This is a genomic window from Kitasatospora sp. McL0602 (assembly GCF_052076145.1).
Classification (GTDB): Bacteria; Actinomycetota; Actinomycetes; order Streptomycetales; family Streptomycetaceae; genus Kitasatospora.
This window is the reverse complement of the sequence record NZ_CP197246.1, coordinates 1,023,786-1,040,997: the sequence shown is the minus strand read 5'-3', so window position 1 is coordinate 1,040,997 and position 17,212 is coordinate 1,023,786. Positions and strand designations below refer to the sequence as shown.

Annotated in this window: 16 protein-coding genes; 9 read left to right on the top strand and 7 right to left on the bottom strand. The window is 73.0% G+C overall.

Going from position 1 to position 17,212, the window contains the following annotated elements; genetic code table 11:
• Positions 1-24 precede the first annotated feature (24 nt).
• Together ACR68M_RS04915 and ACR68M_RS04910 are read left to right on the top strand one after the other, a co-directional pair.
• Positions 25-1,248 (top strand): hypothetical protein, encoded by a 1,224-nt coding sequence (locus tag ACR68M_RS04915; protein ID WP_441249165.1) that lies wholly within the window; start codon positions 25-27, stop codon positions 1,246-1,248.
• 299 nt (positions 1,249-1,547) lie between these two features.
• Positions 1,548-2,810, top strand: coding sequence for an MFS transporter (locus ACR68M_RS04910; RefSeq protein WP_441249164.1), 1,263 nt, complete (start codon positions 1,548-1,550; stop codon positions 2,808-2,810).
• A 51-nt stretch (positions 2,811-2,861) separates the two neighbouring features.
• Here the strand turns inward: ACR68M_RS04910 and ACR68M_RS04905 are convergent, their stop codons facing one another.
• The gene (locus ACR68M_RS04905) at positions 2,862-3,458 is read right to left on the bottom strand and encodes a TetR family transcriptional regulator (RefSeq protein WP_441249163.1); all 597 of its coding nucleotides are present in this window, start codon (positions 3,456-3,458) and stop codon (positions 2,862-2,864) included.
• A 120-nt stretch (positions 3,459-3,578) separates the two neighbouring features.
• On the opposite strand from ACR68M_RS04905, the gene ACR68M_RS04900 reads away from it, so the two are divergent.
• Both ACR68M_RS04900 and ACR68M_RS04895 read left to right on the top strand, forming a co-directional pair.
• Entirely contained in the window at positions 3,579-4,772 is a 1,194-nt protein-coding gene (locus ACR68M_RS04900; RefSeq protein WP_441249162.1) for a glycoside hydrolase family 1 protein, read from the top strand.
• Positions 4,773-4,878: 106 nt separating this feature from the next.
• Positions 4,879-5,853, top strand: a complete 975-nt coding sequence (locus tag ACR68M_RS04895; RefSeq protein WP_441249161.1) for an alpha/beta hydrolase fold domain-containing protein — start codon at positions 4,879-4,881, stop codon at positions 5,851-5,853.
• Positions 5,854-5,862: 9 nt separating this feature from the next.
• On the opposite strand, the gene ACR68M_RS04890 is transcribed toward ACR68M_RS04895, so the two are convergent.
• Positions 5,863-8,163, bottom strand: coding sequence for a bifunctional glycosyltransferase/CDP-glycerol:glycerophosphate glycerophosphotransferase (locus ACR68M_RS04890; RefSeq protein ID WP_441249160.1), 2,301 nt, complete (start codon positions 8,161-8,163; stop codon positions 5,863-5,865).
• Positions 8,164-8,733: 570 nt separating this feature from the next.
• Between ACR68M_RS04890 and ACR68M_RS04885 the strand changes: the two genes are divergently transcribed.
• The 4 genes from ACR68M_RS04885 to ACR68M_RS04870 all read left to right on the top strand — a co-directional run bounded on the left by ACR68M_RS04885 (position 8,734) and on the right by ACR68M_RS04870 (position 10,970).
• A complete protein-coding gene (locus ACR68M_RS04885) occupies positions 8,734-9,609 on the top strand; it encodes a hypothetical protein (RefSeq protein ID WP_441249159.1) in 876 nt (291 codons plus the stop codon).
• 234 nt (positions 9,610-9,843) lie between these two features.
• On the top strand, positions 9,844-10,101 hold the full coding sequence (locus tag ACR68M_RS04880) for a hypothetical protein (protein WP_441249158.1): 258 nt from the start codon (positions 9,844-9,846) through the stop codon (positions 10,099-10,101).
• Positions 10,102-10,240: 139 nt separating this feature from the next.
• Positions 10,241-10,681 carry a YjbQ family protein gene (locus tag ACR68M_RS04875; RefSeq protein WP_441249157.1) on the top strand — a complete coding sequence of 147 codons (441 nt, stop codon included), beginning with the start codon at positions 10,241-10,243 and terminating at the stop codon, positions 10,679-10,681.
• Positions 10,682-10,751: 70 nt separating this feature from the next.
• Positions 10,752-10,970, top strand: a complete 219-nt coding sequence (locus tag ACR68M_RS04870) for a hypothetical protein (protein WP_441249156.1) — start codon at positions 10,752-10,754, stop codon at positions 10,968-10,970.
• Positions 10,971-11,036: 66 nt separating this feature from the next.
• On the opposite strand, the gene ACR68M_RS04865 is transcribed toward ACR68M_RS04870, so the two are convergent.
• Positions 11,037-12,248: a glycosyltransferase gene (locus ACR68M_RS04865; protein ID WP_441249155.1), complete on the bottom strand. Its 1,212-nt coding sequence runs from the start codon at positions 12,246-12,248 to the stop codon at positions 11,037-11,039.
• A gap of 41 nt (positions 12,249-12,289) precedes the next feature.
• On the opposite strand from ACR68M_RS04865, the gene ACR68M_RS04860 reads away from it, so the two are divergent.
• Positions 12,290-13,030 carry a hypothetical protein gene (locus tag ACR68M_RS04860; protein WP_441249154.1) on the top strand — a complete coding sequence of 247 codons (741 nt, stop codon included), beginning with the start codon at positions 12,290-12,292 and terminating at the stop codon, positions 13,028-13,030.
• 203 nt (positions 13,031-13,233) lie between these two features.
• On the opposite strand, the gene ACR68M_RS04855 is transcribed toward ACR68M_RS04860, so the two are convergent.
• The 4 genes from ACR68M_RS04855 to ACR68M_RS04840 form a co-directional block, all read right to left on the bottom strand.
• A complete protein-coding gene (locus tag ACR68M_RS04855) occupies positions 13,234-14,685 on the bottom strand; it encodes an amidase (RefSeq protein WP_441249153.1) in 1,452 nt (483 codons plus the stop codon).
• Between the two features lie 147 nt (positions 14,686-14,832).
• On the bottom strand, positions 14,833-15,663 hold the full coding sequence (locus tag ACR68M_RS04850; protein ID WP_441249152.1) for a hypothetical protein: 831 nt from the start codon (positions 15,661-15,663) through the stop codon (positions 14,833-14,835).
• Between the two features lie 234 nt (positions 15,664-15,897).
• The gene (locus ACR68M_RS04845; protein WP_441249151.1) at positions 15,898-16,476 is read right to left on the bottom strand and encodes a hypothetical protein; all 579 of its coding nucleotides are present in this window, start codon (positions 16,474-16,476) and stop codon (positions 15,898-15,900) included.
• An 89-nt stretch (positions 16,477-16,565) separates the two neighbouring features.
• Positions 16,566-17,204, bottom strand: coding sequence for a nucleotidyltransferase domain-containing protein (locus tag ACR68M_RS04840; RefSeq protein WP_441249150.1), 639 nt, complete (start codon positions 17,202-17,204; stop codon positions 16,566-16,568).
• Between the last annotated feature and the right edge of the window lie 8 nt (positions 17,205-17,212).

The following is a 17,212-nucleotide window of genomic DNA, read 5'->3' as shown; positions in this document are numbered from 1 at the left end:
CAGACGAGAGACGGTGATTTCGGTATGTCCGTAGAGATCGATGCCCCCCGGGGCGAGTTCGAGGACGCGTTCGTGCGCTCGCTCTCCGAGACGGTGGAGGGGTTCGAGACCGACGCGGAGCCGCTGATCGCCTCCGGCCTGGCGATCGGCCGCCGCACCCGCCGCCGCAGGCGGGCCACGGCCGGGGCGGCCGCACTCGTCGTCCTGGTCGCCGTCGGCGGCGCACTGACCACCGGCCTGCCCGGCAGCCGCTCTGCGGTGGCCCCTGCCGCGCCGAGCCCCTCCGCCGCCACCTCGGAGAAGCTGCTCAGCCCCGAGGCGCTGATCTCCAACCTCCGCCGCCTGCTGCCGCACGGCGCCGTCACCGCAGGCGCCGGCCGGGTGGACGACCCCGGCGTCAGCACCGCCGCCCGGTACGACGACGGCCACGGCGTGGCCGGGCTGACCCTGAGCGTCCTGCGGTACGACGTGCACCGCGCGTCGCAGCTCCAGCTGTGCGGCGAGGGCGACACCTGCCAGACCGGCAAACTGCCGGACGGCTCCACGTACACGCTCGTCAAGCGCAAGCCGGTCGGGGTGCTGCCGCTCGACTGGTCCGCCGAACTGATCGGCCCCGACGGCCGGCTGGTCACCCTGCACGAGTACAACGCCCCCGACGACCAGGGCACACCGGCCACCCGCGCCGAGCCGCCGCTCACCCTCCAGCAGCTCACCGACGTGGTCGCCGACCCGGCCTGGAGCCGCATCGCGCTCGCCGTCCCCGCCGCCCAGGCCGTCCGGCAGCACGGCACCGTCTCCGGTCAGCAGATCCTCGACACCCTCGCGCGCCTCCTCCCCGCCGGGCTCACCCGCCGCACCGTCGAATCCAACGAGGGCTTCGCGAGCCTCACCCTCGACGACGGCCACGGCCGCCGCCTCGTCCAGATGAACGCCGAGGACTGGGGCGACACCGCCGCCCACGAACACACCGACGAGCCCACCGAGGTGCTCGGCTGGCAGAAACTCCCCGACGGCACCCGCATCACCACCACCGAAGGCCCCGACACCCTCGCCGAGGGCGGCAAGCACCTCGTCCTCCGCGCCGTCCAGGTACTCCGCCCCGACGGCCTCCGGATCGCCATCACCGCCATCAACAGCCCCAGCCACGGCCAGAGCGCCACCCGCCCCGACCCCGCCCTCACCCTCGACCAACTGAAGACGATCGCCCTCAGCCCCGAATGGAAGCTCACCTACGAGGCAGGCGGCTGAGCGGCGAAACCCGGCCGGCCCACGATTCGCCGATTCCCGAGGTGAGACGCCCCGTGTTGACCGGAGGGGCCCCCGTGGATGGGGGTCAGCGTGTGCTCGACACCGCGCTGGTCCTTGGCGGTACGGGCGAAACCTCTCGCGGCTCCGAGGCTGCTCGGCTACCCTGCGTTCATGACTCTCTCCGGACCGCACTGACTGATCGTCAAGTCCGCCCCTGGTTGCCGGGGCGGCGCGTCGATCCGTCATGCCCGTGCGTCACCAGGCGGCCGCCGCCGGTGCGTTCACTTCCGGAGATTCCCATGCCACGCCCCGAAGGGGGCAGTGCGTCGTATCGCGCTGTCCTTGCACTGCCCTATGCCCGCAGGCTGTTCGCCGCCGCCATGCTCGCGCGGCTCTGTTATGCGCTGCTCGGCCTGCCGCTGCTGCTCGCCATGCGCGATGGCACCGGCTCGTACACCGTCGCCGGAGCCGCGACGGGCCTCGCCGGTCTCGGCACGGCGCTGCTCGGCCCGTACCGGGCCCGGCTGGTGGAGCGTCACCATGCCGCCCTGACCGCCCTCGCCTGGAGCTATGCGCTGCTGCTCGCCGCGCTGGCGGCGGCCTGCGCCGGGCGCGCACCTGTGCCGCTCACCGTCGGGCTCGCGCTCCTCGCGGGTGTCTGTCCGCCGCCGGTCGGTCCGCTGATGCGGACGCTCTGGGGTCGGCTGACGGTGGGTGAGGCCCAGCGGCAGTCCGCGCTCAGCCTGGACACTGCAGCGGAGTCGACCGTCTTCGCGCTCGGCCCGGTCGTCGGCGGCCTGCTGGCTGCCGCCAGCTCCGCGCCCGCCGTGCTGGCGGGCTGCGCCGTCGTGGTCGTCACCGGTTTCGGTCTGCTGGCGAGGGCCCTGAGGCTCGTCCCGGAGCGTACGGCTCCCGGGCCCGCCGCGAGCCGGAACCCGCTCAGGGCGCCCGGTTTCGGTCCGCTGCTGCTACTCGTGGCTGCCGCCGCAGCCGCGCTCGCCGGCACCGAGATCGCCGCTCTCGCCGCCTGGGGCAAGGTCACGGCGGGGGTGCTGGCCACGCTGTTCTCGGTCGGCGGCGTCCTCGGTGGTCTGCTGTACGGGCGCCGCTCCTGGCCCGGCCCGCTCACCCGGCGCCCGCTCGTGCTGGCTGCCGCGTGCGCCGCCTGCTATGCGCTGCCCGCCCTGCTGCCGGTCGCCCCGGCGGCCGGCGTGGCGCTGCTGCTGGCCGGGGCCTGCACCGACGTCCTGCTGATCACGGCGTACCAGCTGGTGGACCGGCTCGTCCCCGAGGGCTCCCGTACGGAGGCGGGGGCGTGGGTCAACACGGCCTACAACCTGGGGGCGGCGTTGGGCGCGGCCGCCGGAGGTGCCGTGACCGACCGTTCGGGCCCCACGACGGCCTTCGCGGGGACAGCGCTCGTGCTGACGGCTGCCGCCACCACAGCCGTGCTCCCAGGCCGCCTAGGGTCCGTCCTCAAACCCCCACGTGCGGGCCGGCGCCGGGGCACGCACCCCACTTGCCCGCCAGTGGGCAGCAGGGGCCCTGAACGACCGGCCTGATCCCCTGGGCCGACGGCGCCCCGGGCCCCGGCCGGGCCTCCCGGGGTGCCCTCACCCCTGCGCCGTGCCGTGCAGTGCCGCGAGGAGCACCTCCCGCAGCCGGGCGATGTCCGCCGCCATGTCGATGGACGGTTCGAGCAGCCACTGCACCTGCAGCCCGTCGGTGGCGGCCAGCAGCACCCGGGCCGCCCAGGCGGCGTCCGCCTCCCGCTCCTGCGGTGCGCCCGCCCGGCCGTCGGCCAGCGCTCCGGTGTAGCGGGCCCGCAGGGTCTCGTACCGCTCGGTGAAGAACTCGTGCGCCGGGTGGCCCGGCTCGGCCCCGGCCGCCGCCAGATCGACGAACAGTTTGACCAGCCCGGGTGTCCGGGCGTTCTCCGCGAGCAGGTCGGGGCGCCACAGCGACTCCTCCTCGCCGTAGCGCTCGGCCGCCGCGACATCCCGGGCCGCCAGCACGGCGGTCAGCAGCGCCTCGCGGCTGCCGAAGTGGTGCAGCACCCCGGCGTCGGTCAGACCGACCCGTTCGCCGATGTCGCGGACCGACACGCCCCGGCTGCCCGCCTCCGCGTAGGCCGCCAGGGCGGCGTCGAGGATCAGCTGCCGCTTGGCCGCGCTCTTGGCATAGGGGCCCCGGGGGCCACGCGTACTCACCTTCGCACTGTAGCCGGGCACCCGTTTCTTCAAAACCTTGCTTCACTAGGTTTTCAGATTTACCGTGGCAGGACCGGACGGTTCCCACCCCGCCCGCCCCCACCCCAAAGGACCCCTGCCATGCTCGCCTGCGCCCAGGGCACCCCCTTCCCGGCCGGATTCCTCTTCGGCGCCTCCACCTCCGCCCATCAGACCGAGGGCAACAACACCAACAGCGACCGGTGGCCGCTCGAACACGGCGGCGCCCTGCTCCCCGAGCTCAGCGGCGACGCCGCCGACAGCTACCACCGCTGGCCCGTCGACATGGACCTGCTCGCCGAACTCGGCTTCACCGACTACCGGTTCGGCATCGAGTGGGCCCGGATCGAGCCCGCCCCCGGCCGCTTCTCCCGGGCCGCCCTGGCCCACTACCGCCGGATGGTCGACGGCTCCCGCGAGCGGGGCCTGCGCCCGATGGTCACGCTGCACCACCTCACCGTGCCGCGCTGGTTCGCCGAGCGCGGCGGCTGGCGGGCCCCGGACGCCGTCGAGCGATTCGCCCGGTACGTGGCCGCCACGGCACCCGTCCTCGGCGAGGGTGTCGAGTACGTCTGCACCGTCAACGAGCCCAACGTGGTGGCCGCCTTCGCCGCCGGGGCTGCTGTCACCTCCCCGCCAGTCGGCCTCCCGCTGCCCGACCCGGAGCTGACGGCCGTCCTGATCGAGGCCCACCGGGCCGCCGTCGCCGAGCTCAGGGCGATCTCCCCGCAACTCAAGGCCGGCTGGTCGGTGGCGAGCCAGGTCTGCCAGGCCGTCCGGGGAGGCGCGGCGGCCACGGCTGCCTACCGGCGCCCCCGCGAGGACGTCTTCCTCGAAGCCGCCCGGGGCGACGACTGGGTCGGCGTGCAGGCGTACACCCGCACCCGGGTCGGCCCGGACGGGCCGCTGCCGCCGCCCGCCGGGGCCGAACTCGCCCTCAACGGCTGGGAGTTCTACCCATCCGCGCTGGGCGAGGCGCTGCGCCACGCCGCCGCCGTGGTCGGCAACGTGCCGATCGTCGTGACCGAGAACGGCATCGCCACCACCGACGACGAGCGCCGCATCGCGTACACCCAACAGGCACTGAGCGGCCTCGCCGAGGCACTCGCCGACGGTCTCGACATCCGGGGCTATCTGCACCGGAGCGCCCTCGACACCCACGAGTGGGGCACTTCCCGGCCCACCTTCGGCCTGATCGCCGTCGATCCGCGGACCTTCCTGCGCGCCCCCAAGCCCTCCGCGCGCTGGCTCGGCCGGATCGCCCGCAGACGCACTCTCCCGGCGTGGCCGTTCTGACGCTGCGCCCAGAGCCGTCCGGGCGGTTCTCCCCGACTCGCCGCCCGCGCTGCCGTCGCCGCTGCGGGCCGGGGGACACGATCCGTCCGAACCGAGAGGAATCTCCATGCCCGAGCAGCAGCCGATCCGGCCCGACGCACCCCTGCTGCCGCCGGCCTACCTGCCGCCGCCCGCACCGGTGGTCGCGGCCGACGGGAGCCGCCGCTTCGACGGTGCCACCTACGCGGCGGTCTCCGGCTACCGGCCGCTGCTACTCGACATCCACCTTCCGCCGCGCGGGCCCGAGCCGGTACCCGTCGTCCTCTGGATCCACGGCGGCGGCTGGGCCGAGGGCGACCGCCGCTACCCGCCGCCGACCTTCCCCGCGGAGCTACTCTTCGGGGCCTTCCTCGCCGTGGGCCTGGCCGTCGTCTCGCCCGACTACCGGCACAGCCTCGAAGCCCCCTTCCCCGCGCAGCTCCACGACGTCCGCGCCGCTCTCCGCTACGTCCGGCACTTCGCCGCCGACCTCGGCCTCGACCCCGGCCGGATCGGCCTGTTCGGCGAGTCGGCCGGTGCCCACCTGGCCGTCCTGGCCGCCCTGGCCCCGGCCACCTCCCCGGCGGGCCTCGACCTCGAAGGCGATGCCGGCGTCACCGGTACCGTCGACGGCGGCCTGCGGGCCGTCGTCGACTGGTACGGCCCGGTCGAGATCGTCACCGCTGCCGCCGCCTTCCCCGAGGCCCTGTGCCATCCCCCGGTCGGCAACCCGCTCCACGCCCTGCTCGGCGGCAGCCCGGCGGACCGCCCCGAGATCGCCGCGGCCGCCAACGCGATCGACTACGCGGACCACCCGGTCCCGCCCTTCCTGATCATCCACGGCACCGCCGACCAGGTCGTCCCGTACCACCAGAGCGAGCTCCTCGCCGAACGCCTCCGCCCCCACACCGAGGTGGAACTGGTGACCGTCCCTGGCGCCGACCACATCTTCATCGGCGCCCCCGACCCGCGCGCCCTCCTCGACCGCACCGTCTCGTTCCTCGCCCACCACCTGAAGGGCGATGGTGACGGCGGCTCGGCAGGATTCGTGGGTCAGCTCTGAAGACGACCGCTAGGACTTCGACGAGCTGCTCGACAGCGGAGCTGACGCCGAGGCCGATGTCGTGCCGCCGCCCAGCTCCTCGTGCCCCTGGCGGGCCCCCGGGCTCACCGGGAAGACCTTGCGGACGACCCGCTCCGCCGCGTGCCCGTCGTCCCAGGGGCAGAACCGGTCCCGGAAGGCCCGGCGGGCGGCCGGGGCCGGGTCGCCCGCGAGGAGGGCCTCGGCGAGCTCGGCCGGGTCGGTGGCGACCGCGCCGGGGGGAGCGGCGAGCAGGTCGAAGTAGACGCCCCGGACGCGGCGGTACTCGTCCCAGTCGGGGGCGAAGACGACGATCGGGCGGTCCAGGACGGCGTAGTCGAACATCATCGACGAGTAGTCGGTGACCAGCACGTCGGCCGCGAGGTAGAGGTCCTCGACGGTCGGGTGCGCGGAGACGTCGACGATCGCCGCCGAGCCCTCACCGGCCGTCAGGTCGCCCGGCCCGCCGGTGTGGAAGTAGTGGGTGCGCACCAGCAGGGTGTACGAGGGGCCGAGCGCGGCGGCCAGCTCACCGAGGTCGGCCAGCGGTACGTACCCGCCCTGGCCCTCCCGGTGGGTGGGGGCGTAGAGGACGGTCCGCTGCCCGGGTGCCAGGCCGAGCCGTTCGCGGACGGCGGCCGTCTCGGCGGCCGTCGCGAGGGCGAGCCGGTCGTTGCGCGGGTAGCCGGTCTCCAGCATCTCGTACCGGCCGGGGAAGGCCCGGCCGAAGTGCTCGCTGGTGTGCGGGTTGGGGGAGACCAGGTAGTCCCAGCGCCCGACGGCCTCCAGCAGCCGGTCGAAGTCCATGCCGTCGGCGGCGACCGGATGGTCCCTCAGGTCCATGCCCATGGTCTTGAGCGGGGTGCCGTGCTGGGTCTGGAGGTGCACGGTGCCGGGCCGCTTCGCCATGGTGTGCGGGAAGTTGACGTTGTTGACGAAGTACTTGGCGGTGGCCATCGCCCGCAGGTAGCCCGGCGAGTTCAGTAGCACGTACGGCACCCCGGCGGGCAGCGTGGCGGCCTGGGCCCTGGTCTCGACCACCCAGACACCGCGAACCTGCGGCGCCAGCTCGCGCGCCTTCTCGTAGATCGCGGCGGGGTTGCAGGCGTAACCCCGGTGCCAGTACGCGGCGTAGACGGCGAGCTGCCCGTCCAGCGGCAGCCGCCGGAAGGCGTTGTACGCGGTGAAGCGGGCCCCGCTGCGCACTCCACGGCGCAGCACGGGCGCGACGGCGCGGGCCTGCCTGCGCAGGGCGCGCGGGAGGCGCCCGGTGCGGCGCAGTTCGCCGTACGCGCGCCGGGCGCCGATGGCGGCCAGCCGGTACTGGATGCCGCGCAGGCCGCTCGGGTAGCGGTACCCCGCAGGGCGGTGGCGGCCGATGTGGTCGGCGATCCGGGCGAAGAAGTCGGCGCGCAGGCCGGTCGGCACCAGCCCGGGGGTGTCGTAGACCGTCAGCGCCTGCTTGACGGTGCGGTCGAAGACCAGCCGCGCGGTCAGCGGGTCGACGGGCCGTCGGGCGAGGAAGGCGAAGATCGCGTCGTACTGGGCGAAGGCGTCCGCGTGCTTGGGCGAGGCGGTGTTGGTGATCGCCCCGGGGCGGCCCCGGCGGTAGTTGTAGCAGGGGCGGTCGAGGTAGCGCAGGCGGCCGGCGGCCAGCAGGGCGGGGTAGGTGACCGAGATGTCCTCGTAGTAGCCCCGGCCGAAGGAGACGTCGAGGCCGAGCAGGTAGTCGCGGCGGAAGATCTTGTTCCACACCGCCATCACGGTCTGCAGCAGCGCCGGGTGCTGGGCCGCCGTGCAGCCCCCGACCAGCGGGGAGCCGCGCAGCAGGTGGCGCCAGGGGTTCGGTTCGCTGCTGCCGTCGGGGTAGTGGTGGCTGAAGTCGGTGAGCAGGACGTCGGTGGGCTTCTCCCGACTCTCGGCCTCGCCGTCCTCGCGCAGTGCGTCGAGGAGGGCGGCGACGGTGTCCTCGGGCAGCCAGTCGTCGCTGTCGACGAACCAGACGTACCGGCCGGTAGCCTCCGCCAGTCCGGCGGTGCGGGCGCCGCCGAGGCCCTGGTTCTCGGCCAGGTGCAGGACGCGCAGCGCGGGGTTGCGGGCGGCGTACGCGTCGAGAAGCGCGCCACAGCCGTCGGGTGAGAGGTCGTCGACCGCGATGATCTCGACCTCGTCGAGCGCTGCGTCGGTGCTGCCCGGCCGCCCCGGGCCGGTGAGGCCGAGCGAGTCGAGGCAGCGCGGCAGGAAGCGCTCCACGCCGTGGACTGGCAGCACAATGCTGAGGAGAGGACTCACGCTCGTTTCACTCCGCGAAGGGTCCTGGGTTTCGGCAGGTCGCCCGGTGGAGGACACTCTACCGACCTTGGATGAACTGCCGGTTCGCGCCCGTGGGTGACCGAGTGAACGCCTTGCGTGGAGGTCGCGTGGAGGGCGGGTGGAGGCGTAGGTCGGCCCGGGGGTGCGACCGCCGGTGCCGCGCCGTGCGAGCGGCGACACCGGCAGTCTGGTTGGCGACCGGACCGACCCTCAACGGTCGGCCGCCGTCCGTCCACCAGGGAAGCCGGGCCGCCGCAACGTCGAGACGGCCGGACAGTGACTTGCCCTGGTGTCGGAAGTACTGACGATCGCTTCTGTGGCCGTTGGTGTTCAGCTGTCGAAGCGGATCTTGGTGCATTGTGCCGCACTGGGTCGGGAGCTCCCGGCCTTCGTGCGTCCTTAGAGATATTGCTTGTAGGTTTCGACCGCGTCAATCCCTCGGATGTGTTCAATTCCTGAAGCCTGTCAGGGTCATTGCCGGAGGGCGCCCCGGCTCCTATATTGACGCGAAGTCTCATAAGGGTAGCCGCCACCCCCGCAGGAGTCTCCGTGAGCCAGCAGCCCCAAGCCCACCGGCCGGTCAGCCGGGCCCTCAAGGCGCTGATGCTGGCACCGCTGGCCTTCGCCGCCGGCTGCACCTTCCTTGCCCTCACCTTCTTCAGCGGCAGCACCGCGAGCTACTTCGCCTGGCCGATGAGCGGCCCCACCGCCACCCTCCTCGGCGCGGCGTACGGCGGCAGCGCCGCCATGCTCGCCCTCGCCCTGCGAGCGGGGGAGTGGGTCAAGGTGCGCGTCGCCACCGCCACCAGCGCGCTCTTCATGCTGCTCATGCTCGGCGCCCTCCTGGCCGGGCACGGCACCCTCCAACTCACCGGTGGCACCCTGGTTGCCGTCCTCACCGCCTGGGGCTGGCTCGGCGTCCACACCGTCGCCCCGCTGATCGGCCTGGCCGCCCTCGCCGCCCAGTGGCGCACCCCCGGCGCCGAGCCGCCCAGGCCGCCCCGCCTGCCCGGCTGGGTCGCCGCCCCGATGATCGGCAACGGCACCGTCGTCACCGCCGCCGGAGCAGTCCTCTACGCCTTCCCCGACGCCACCGCACGCCACTGGCCCTGGACGGTCACCGCACTCGACGTCCGGGTCCTCGGCGCCTGGTGCCTCACCTTCGGAATCGCCCTGCTGCTCAGCGTCCGAGAGGCCGAACTCCGGCGCGTACGCAGCGGGATGGCCGCCCTGGTCTGCACCGGGTCGTTCGGCCTGCTCGGGCTCCTCCGGTACGGCGACCGGATCAGCTGGAGCTCGCCCGGCGCCTGGGCGGTGCTGCTCGTCCTGCTCTCCTTCACCGGCCTCGGCCTCTCCGGGTACGCCGCCTCCGCGCTCCTCGACCCGCCCGAGCCACTGGTGGTGCGCCCCACGCGCACGGCCTGAGCTGCACGCCGGTCCGTGCTGCCGGCCTCCGACTCCGGGTTTGATCCGGGCTCCGCGCCGCACGCTGATGCGCAGTCGTGACCGAGGCCACGGGATTCTGGTGAAGCGTCAGTTCGCTTCGCACGATACGGTGGCAGAACACCAGGACGGTTGCGCGAAGGCCGTCTCTCACGGATAGTCTTCGCCTCACGGCCCTGGCGCCTCGTAGGGGTGGGAAAACTGATGGAACACGTCATGCAAGTGCGGAGTCGGCCCCGGGTGCCGGCGATCCAGTGCGGTGTCGGCGCGACCGGCCGTCGGATCGAACGTCACCTGGCCGTGCTCGGAGCACCGGCGATCTCGGTGGTCGAAACCACCGAGGCACTGGGGCTCATAAGGGAGCTGACGCCGCGAGGCGTGAGCACCCACGCAGCTCCGCGCCGTACGGCGCGGGTGCTGCTGCTGGCGCCGCTGAGGCGGCTGAAGCGAAGCCTGTTCGGCGGGCGCGGCTAGGGCCCACCGGCCTCGGCCAACCGACCCGATGGATCCAACAGTCCATCGGGTCTGTGGCATGCCCGGCTCCGGTCAGCCCTCCCGCCGCCCGCCGTGGTGTCGGCTGCACCGGCCCGCCGCTCTGGGCCAGGATGGGCCCATGGCGGACAACACCTCCCACACCAGCACTTTTCACACCATCACCTTCGAACTCACCACCGGCAGCCAAGAGGTTGCGCTCGACATCACCGACCGCTGCGCCGCGTTCCTCGACAGCACGGCACCCGGACGTGACGGACTCCTGAACATCTTCGTCCCGCACGCCACCGCCGGGATCGCCGTGATCGAGACCGGCGCGGGCAGCGACGACGACCTGCTCGCCGTCCTGCGCGACCTCCTCCCGGCCGACAGCCGCTGGCGGCACCGCCACGGCACCCCCGGCCACGGCCGCGACCACGTGCTCCCCGGCCTGGTGGCCCCGCACGCCACCCTCCCCGTGGTCGGCGGCCGGCTCGCCCTCGGCATCTGGCAGTCGATCGTCCTGATCGACACCAACGGCGACAACCCCCGGCGCACCGTCCGGCTCTCCTTCCTGGGCTGACAGCCGGGGCGACAGCCGGGGGCCAGTCGGGCTGATGCTGGGCCGGCGGCCAGGCTGGCAGGATGGGCGCATGACGGATGACACCCCGAGCTCCCGCCCGGCCCCGAGCTGCGACCTCGTACCGACCATCGACCCCGTCCTCGCCCTCACCCCCGCCGAGGACGACGGCCCGCGCGCCGACTGCGTCCACTGCGGCGAGCCCACCGAACTCCCTGCCGACCACCCCGGCCTCACGCTCTGCCCCGTCTGCACCTGGCAGGAGGCCCAGCGCATCGCCTGCTCCGGCTGACCCCGGTGGTTCCCCCCACGGCCCGGCCGGTACGAACGAGGCTGCTGCTCGGCGCCCGCGCCTCGGCTATCCGCCGTACCCGGTGGCGATGTGGGCGAGCACCGCGGCGGCGCCGTCCTCTTCGGCGATGTGGCGGCCGAGTTCGGCCGCGCGGTGGCGGTGGGCCGGCTCGGTCACGCAGGCCGTGATCGCGGTGCCGAGGGATTCGGCGGTGAGATCCTCGAACGGCACGGGCCGGGTAGCAACTCCCAGCCGGTGGAGCCGGGCTGCCCAGAACGGCTGGTCGGCCATGACGGGCACCGGTACGGCGGGCACTCCGGCCCGCAGCCCCGCCCCGGTAGTTCCCGCCCCGGCGTGGTGCACGACGGCGGCCGTGCGTGGGAAGAGCCAGTCGTGCGGGACATCCCCGATCGCCAGGACGTCGTCGCCGCCACCGCTCAGCCCGGCCCACCCCGCCTGCACCACCGCACGCACCCCCGCCCGCTGCACTGCTGCGGCCACCAGCTCACCGAGCCGTTCCCCCTGGCCCGGTGCCATGCTGCCGAACCCGATGAAGACCGGCGGCGGGCCCGCCTGGAGGAAGTCGACCAGATCGGCCGGAGGACGCCAGCCGTCCGGCCGGGACGGCCACCAGTACCCCGTCACCTCGACCTGGGACGGCCAGTCGGCCGGCCGCGGCACCACCAGAGGGCTGAAGCCGGCGAAGACGGGCCGGGGGTCCCCTCCCGGCGGCGGGCCTGTGGGCAGCCCGAGGCGGTCGCGCAACCGGGAAACGGCACCTGCGAACAGGCCGTCCCGACCCCGCACCACCGCCTGACCCGCAGCCAGGTAGCCCTCCGGCCCCGAGCCGTCGGTGTCCGCTGCGCCGGGCAGCGCGAACTCCCTGGTGGCGACCGCCGGTACGAGGTGGGTGTCGATGACGGGGACACCGAGAGCCTCACCGGCCGCCTGGCTCAGCGGCGCCGGAGCGAAGGCGGTGAGCACCAGGTCGGTGCCGTCCGCCACGGCCGTCGCCACACCGTCGGCGAGGCCGTCGACGTACGCCCTCGTCAGCGCCCGAGCCTCCTCCCGCGACCCTGCCTGGGCCCAGCCACGGATGAGCTCCTCCGGGTCTCCCGGCAGCGGCCGATGCTCGAGGCCGCACCCGCCGACGAGGGCGGCGAACAACTGATGAGCAGCCACGGCGACCTCGTGCCCGGCATCGAGCAGGCGCCGCCCCAGCCCGGTGAACGGCGCGACGTCTCCCCGGGAACCGGCGGTGATGATCAGAATCCTCATCCGGCGATTCTCCTCGTACAGGGTTGCTAGTGTCGGACCCCATGTCAGAGGATCGTGGATCGCACCAGGTCGGATCGTTGACGGCGCGGGCGTTGGTACCGGGGTCGGGGTCGGGGTCGGGGCTGGTCACGGCGGCCGATGTCGAGCTGTCCGTCCGGAGTGCAGTCACGGCGCTGACGAGCGCCTTCTCGGCGGACTGGCGCGTCCCGGCCGGTGAGTTGGCGTGGGACTGCTGGGAGACCTTGGAGCACACTGCTGACGGGCTGTTCGCGTATGCGGCGCAACTCGGCCCGGAGCGACCGCCGTTGGACGGCTTCGTACCGCTGCGTTGGCAGCGTGACCGGCCGGACGGGCCGCCCAACGTGGTGTTCGTGGACCGTGCCGCCGGCCCCGCCGGGCTGCTGCAGGTCCTGGAGACCGGCGGTGCGCTGCTGGCGGCCATGGTCCGAACCGTGTCCCCGCAGGTCCGGGCCTTCCACGCCTACGGGGTGTCGGACCCCGAAGGGTTCGCCGCGATGGGGGTGGTGGAGACCCTGGTGCACACCCACGATGTCGCCGCAGGTCTCGCGCTGCCCTGGACCCCGCCCGCCGACGTGTGCGACCGGGCCCTGGCCCGGCTCTTCCCCGAGGCGCCCACGGACACCGACCGGTGGCCCACGCTGCTCTGGGCCACCGGACGCGCCGAGCTGCACGACCACCCACGGCGCGCCTTCGAAAGCTGGCACAGCGCTCCGCTGGGGGACAGGGCTCCGGTGATCGAGAACCGCCCGGTTCCCGGCTGATTCGGGCCAGGGCGGCGGTGCGCTCGCGGGCGGCGCTCGCGCTGCGGCGGCCCGCAGGCTGGACCACCGCAGCCCTACCGCCGCCGTTGTCGCCAGCGACGGCGGGCAGCAGCGTCCCGTCGTCCAAGGGGAGGCGGGCGAGACCAGTTCTGTGGCCTCGACCGCCGGCTCGCCCATCCTCGACGGACGTCCGGTGGTCGGCCCTACTCCGGTGCCTGGAAGCCGCCGATCTTCTGCTCGAGCAGTTCGGCCAGCCGCAGCGGGGTGCGGTCCTCGAACATCGGGCCGATGAGCTGTACTCCCACCGGCAGGCCGTCGGAGGCCCGGCCCGCCGGTATGGCGGTGGCGGGCAGGCCGGGCATGGTGGCCAGGCCGGCCCAGACGAGCTGGTCGAAGTACGGGTACTCGACGCCGTCGATGTCGATCCGGCGTGCCAGCGGATTGGGGTCGTGGTCGTGCGGGAACGCGGGGGTGGGCGTGATCGGGCACACCACCACATCGAACTCCGCGAACAGTTGCCGCCAGCCGTGGCGGTGCAGTTCGCGGCGGTGGTTCGCCTGGAGCCAGTCGCCGTGGCTGAACACCATGGCGCGCAGCCGTGCCGCGTCGAGGCTCTGGTCGTCCGCGCCCAGTCCGGCGACGCGGGCCCGCAGCTGATCGTACGAGTCGACGGGAAAACGTGCGACGGAGCCCGAAACCAGCAACTGGCTGTAGACCGTCCCGGCCTCGGCCAGATCGGGTAGCAGCGGACTGTGCCGTTCGACATGGGCGCCGCCGTCGACGAGCGCGTCGGCGACTCGCTTCACGCCGGCCCGTACCGCCGACCCGGTTGGGATGAGCGGATGTTCGTCGAGGATCAGCACCCGGAAGTCGCTGAGCCGTTCGTGGCGCGCGGGCGGCAACCTCAACTGGTGCGCCACGCCGAGCGTCAGCGGATCCGGTCCGGCCATGACGTCGAGCAGGAGGGTGAGGTCGCGGGCGGTGCGCGCCATCGGACCGACGACGGCGAGGTCGAGGTCGACCGGCAAGGCCGGTGCGGTCGGCGGGACCATCCCGCGGCTGGCCGCCAGCCCGAGTGTCGGCTTGTGTGCGTAGACACCGCAGAAGTGCGCGGGGGTGCGCAGCGAACCGCCGATGTCGGAGCCGATCGACAGCGCGCCGAATCCGCACGCCAGAGCCGCCGCTGATCCGCCGGAGGATCCGCCCGGCGTGCGGGCGTGGTCCCACGGGTTGTTGGTGGTGCCGTAGATCTCGTTGAAGCTCTGGATGTCCTGCAGCCCCAAGGGCACATTGGTCTTGCCGAGGACCACCGCGCCTGCTGCCCTGAGCCGCGACACCTGCACCGCATCCTCGGCCGGCACATAATCCCGGTGTTGCGGCATCCCCCAAGTCGTCGGCATCCCGGCGACGTTGTAGGACTCCTTGACCGTCACCGGAATACCCAGCAGCGGCCGGTCCTCGCCGCGGGCACGCGCCTGGTCGGCGTCACGCGCGGCGGCCCGCGCGCGGTCGAAGTCCGGCACACAGATCGCGTTGACCGCCTTGTCGTCCCGCTCGATACGGGCGATCGCCTCGTCGGTCAGTTCCGCCGACGTCACTTCACCGGCACGCATCGCGGCTGCCAACTCTTCGGCTGTCTGAAAGCTCCATTCCATGAATCCGACCATAATGTCCTCTCGAACAGGCCATGAAATGATGGTTCGCGCAATGGAATTGATGCCTCAACTCGTCATGTGTTCTCCGCCGACAGAGGATTCGCCCGACCGCCGACCAGGCGATATGGCGCGGGGGTCTCTGGAGCTTCAGGAGGCTGTGAGGCGTCCGAGGGTCAGGGCGGCCTTGGCGTCGTGCAGGGCAGCGCGGACTCGGGCGATGCCGCCGGGGGTTGCTGCTGCGCCGCCGCCGACCCCGAGCGGGCGTGGGTGGAGGCCTGCGCACGGGCCGCAGAGGCCCGGCTTTGCTGCCGGGTCATGGCACTTGGGGCATTCGGGGCGCTGGGGTGGTGCGGGCGGGGCCGGGGCGGGTGGCATTTTGTGGGTCAGCCGGTGGCGGAGGACGGCTGCGGGGGAGTGCACGGTGGTGGGCAGGCCGGGGAGCAGGGCCTGGGTCAACTGGGTGATGTTGCTGCCGCGTTCGAGCCACTGGGTGACGAGCGGGGCGAGTTTCAGGGCTTCGGCTTCGCCCAGGTGCAGGCGTGGTTCTGGCCGGATGACCCGGAACAGTGTCGCGATTGCTTCGCGGGCGTGCTGGGTTTGCGGGGTGGGGAGGGTGGGTTCTTCGGCCGGGTTCTTTTTAGGAGGGGTGTCAGGGTGGCCGGTGGTCGCGTCACCGGGGGTCGGACGGGGGACATCCGGCAGGTCCGGGCGCTGCGGGGTGTCGTAGGCGTGGGCCTCGCTGCGGATCGTGCCGTCGGGCATCCGGACTCTGACGACCCGGTAGTACCCGGCTTCGGTGAGTTCTTTGAGGGCTTTGCGGATCGCGCCGCGCCCCTGCGGGCTGGTGTCGGCCATCGAACGGCCGTCCTCGCGTCGGCCGTCGGGGCGCGAGAGGAGGTCGGCGAGCAGGCCGCGGGCGGTGTAGCTGAGCCGACGGTCCTGGAGGAGCCCGTTCGGCAGGACGGTGAATGAGCGCACGTGGGCGCTACGATGTACACGCATTGGGAGTTGCTGCTCCTGCTGTCGGGCCCCGGGGTGTTGGCGCACCGCCGGGGTCATCTCTGTCTGCTCTGCGCTACGTAGCGTAGTGCACCCACCCTTGCACGGGTGGCGGATTCATCGGGCTTTCTCGACCAAACTGCCACGCCACGCCGATGGTTGAGCGACTCCGGCCGCCCCCGAGGTCGAGCGGTTCACTACGAAGAGTGAACATCATCCAGTGCTGCAGGTGGTGTTGAGGGTCTGGATGTCACTGTTCGTCCTGCTGACGGCGGCGGCGTAGTCGTCGGCGATGGCGCCCTCCAGGATGAAGCGCATGGTGCTGAAGTCGCCGGAGAGAGCAACGATGACCGTGTAGGCCGCGCCGCCGTCGGTGGCCAGGCCGGCTCGCATCATGCCCTGGTAGGCCTGGGAGGCGGCCGCGTCCTGGCTGGTTCTGGTCGGGCCGACGGTGCGGTTGTAGGTCCGGATCACGGCGAGAGCCTCGTCGCAGCCTGCCGGGAGGAGCGGCGGCAGGGACAGTGCGGGGGCCGGTGAAGGGGCGTGCGGCGTAGGGGAGATGGCGGGGGAGGAGGCGGAGGGGCTCGGCGCGGGCTCCGGGGGAGCGGTGGTGGCCGGGGTTGAAGGCGAAGCCGGGGCTGGCGAAGGGGCCGAGGGGCTGGTGACCGGCAGGAGGTAGCCGGGCTTCGGCGGAGGGCCGGGCCTCGGGGCGACGTACGCCAGGAAGGCGACCAGGGCGGCGACCACCCCTGCGACTGCCGCGACCGCGCCCCACTTCGCTTCAGACCCCACGGCGACTCCCCCGAAGTGCTCGCAACTCGCCCGGCTCGCCGGCATCTTGAGGGTAGCGTCAGGGCAGTCCGCCGGCAGGTCCCGAGGGGCTACCCCGCCAGCGTCGCCAGCCAGGGGTGGCCGGGGTGCACGCGCTCCAGCCAACCGCTGAGGGCGTCCCGCCGGGCCCGGCTCAGCAGCGGCAGCACACCGTCGAAGTCCGCCTGGTCCTTGGGTCGCGTCGCCTTCGCTTTGAACAGCAGCACCAACTCCGGTGCCAGGTAGGGGATTCCGTCCGCCGTCCGTTCGATGATCGCGTCGTACGGCAGTCGCAGGCTCGCGTCCCGGCGGCAGATCCAAGTCCCGCCCTCGTGCGGTTCGCGGAAGACGTCGAACAGGAACCGACCGGTTTCCGGCTCCCGCAGCCAGGTCTGGTGGGTGGCTGCCAGTGCCTCGGCCCCAGCTGCCGGCCAGACCCGTCCCGAACCCGCCGCATCGAACACGTACTCGGGGAAGCGGCCCCGAATCGCCGGAAATCCCGCTGCGGGCACCGCGATCTCCAGATCGCCGTGCGGCCGCGACTGCCTCCCACGGAACAGATCCAGCGCCCAGCCTGCCGCGATGCACCAGGTGGTGCTGACCCCGCTCAGCCGCTCCGCGACCTGCTCGGGACGCCACGCCTGTGCCCACCGGGCGTCCAGCTCCTCCGCACTGTGCACAACGCCGCCGGGCGGCAGGGATTCGGTCATCGTCACAA